Genomic DNA, 1677 nt, shown 5'->3' with positions numbered 1-1677 from the left:
AAAGCTAAAAAAATGACAGACCTAGAAAAAAAGATGGCTGAATTACAAGCACAACAAAAGAAAGCAGAAGCTGAATTTCATCAAAGTATTGGTAGTGTAGTTTGTAATAATTGGGATGTAGAAATAAACCCTGATAATTTAGAACAAGTAATCAAAGATCTTTCTCATATTGCAAACAAAATGTTAGAAGAATCATCAAAAGAATCTAATGAAGATAACAACGCTACTAATGAATTAAACAATCCTCCATCTGATCCACAAAATGATAAAACAGAAATTAAAGAAGAAAATCAAAATAATGCACATGTTATATAGTAGTTGGTAAATAAAATGAGTAATCATGATTTAACAGATCAAGAGATTATAAAACTTTGGAATAAGCACAAAAAATTAAGTCAACAAAGAGAAAGAATCTTAGCTCAAATTAACAGAGAAAATAATAAACAAAGAAAAGAAAGAGCGCATAGATTAATCCAAAAAGGTGCGCTCTTAGAAAAATACTTTGAGATACAAAATTTAGACATAGATGAAACTGAACAATTGCTAAAAATGTTTTCTGAATTTGTAGTTTCTAAAAAACCAGAACATCTAAAAAAATAACAAAAGGGAGTGTTATTTATGGCAAGTCATGGCGAAGATATTAATGATATTATTGATAATATATTTCATATGATTTGGAATAGATTAAGAAGGTTAGCACAAGAAGAAAAACGTAAAGAGCAAGTAAAAGAAGAGTTACATATGTCAAAACCAATTCAAAAGGATTTAACAAATAGTATTAAAGAAAAAATACAATCACAAACTCCTGAACAAAATCTAAAAGATTATAAAAAAATTGAACGTTCTATCTTAGAACACGAATTAAAATTAAAGTCTGGAAAAGAACCTACACAAGATGAAAAAGATGAATATTTATTAAATAATTTCAAAAAAGATGTGTATCAATCTGAATTGAAATTAACGCCTAAAGAACAAATAGAAATTAGACAAGAAATTTTAGAAACAATTAATGATAAAGAAATAAATAACGATGTTCTAAGAGAAGAAACATTAAATAATTATCAAGAGATTGAAAATCTTGATAAACAAGATGACATTTTAAATAGTGATCTTGCAAAAGAAATTTTAAAAGAAATACAAAACAATCAAGAGCTTCAATCATCTTTAAGTGATTCAATTAAAAATGAAGCTTCGTATAATCTATCAGTATTAAAACAAAATTTCAGTGAATTATCACATGTTAAAAACACTGATACAAATAGTCATTCAAAAGATAGTAATACTAAAACAAATAGCAAAACAAAATCTACAAATAAGCAAACAAAAAGTAAAGAAATTGAAAGTGAATTTAATGAAATTAAAGACAGTACAAAATCACTTAATTCCAAAGAAAATGAACTTAAAAAAACAGAAAAAGAAGTGGAAGTTGAAGTGGAATATGAAATTGAGCGTTAAAAAAAGGAAAAGGGCATATATTATGTCCTTTTCCTTTTTTGATTAAATATCCTTTTCATCATGTCTCTATCACCTTTAACATATTTATTAGGATATTCTTTACTATGATCAATAACATAAACAGGATTATTTTCTATTTGTTTTTTATTAAAAAAATCCATATTAACTTCTTCTTTTTTGGAAATTCCTTTAATTTTTTTCTTCTTTTTATACATTAACAGC

At 25.2% G+C, this 1677-nt stretch carries 3 protein-coding genes and 1 pseudogene; 3 read left to right on the top strand and 1 reads right to left on the bottom strand.

What is annotated here, in order from left to right:
• The 3 genes from MR107_RS29810 to MR107_RS29800 all read left to right on the top strand — a co-directional run.
• The coding region (locus MR107_RS29810) for a hypothetical protein (RefSeq protein ID WP_242293131.1) at nt 1-315 on the top strand (315 nt) is incomplete at its 5' end.
• A 15-nt stretch (nt 316-330) separates the two neighbouring features.
• Nucleotides 331-600, top strand: coding sequence for a hypothetical protein (locus MR107_RS29805; RefSeq protein ID WP_098634818.1), 270 nt, complete (start codon nt 331-333; stop codon nt 598-600).
• Between the two features lie 18 nt (nt 601-618).
• Nucleotides 619-1455 (top strand): hypothetical protein, encoded by an 837-nt coding sequence (locus MR107_RS29800; RefSeq protein WP_242293130.1) that lies wholly within the window; start codon nt 619-621, stop codon nt 1453-1455.
• Nucleotides 1456-1475: 20 nt separating this feature from the next.
• Here MR107_RS29800 and MR107_RS29795 read toward each other — a convergent pair.
• A pseudogene (locus tag MR107_RS29795) lies at nt 1476-1677 on the bottom strand (hypothetical protein); the annotation flags it as partial.

It is taken from the genome of Bacillus cereus group sp. BfR-BA-01441, assembly GCF_022663075.1.
Lineage (GTDB): Bacteria > Bacillota > Bacilli > Bacillales > Bacillaceae_G > Bacillus_A > Bacillus_A cereus.
This window is presented reverse-complemented; position numbering and strand designations above follow the sequence as displayed.

Excerpts from the sequence above, each read along its gene's own strand:
- MR107_RS29805 (WP_098634818.1), top strand. The coding sequence starts at position 331 with ATGAGTAATCATGATTTAACAGATCAAGAGATTATAAAACTTTGGAAT.
- MR107_RS29800 (WP_242293130.1), top strand. The coding sequence starts at position 619 with ATGGCAAGTCATGGCGAAGATATTAATGATATTATTGATAATATATTT.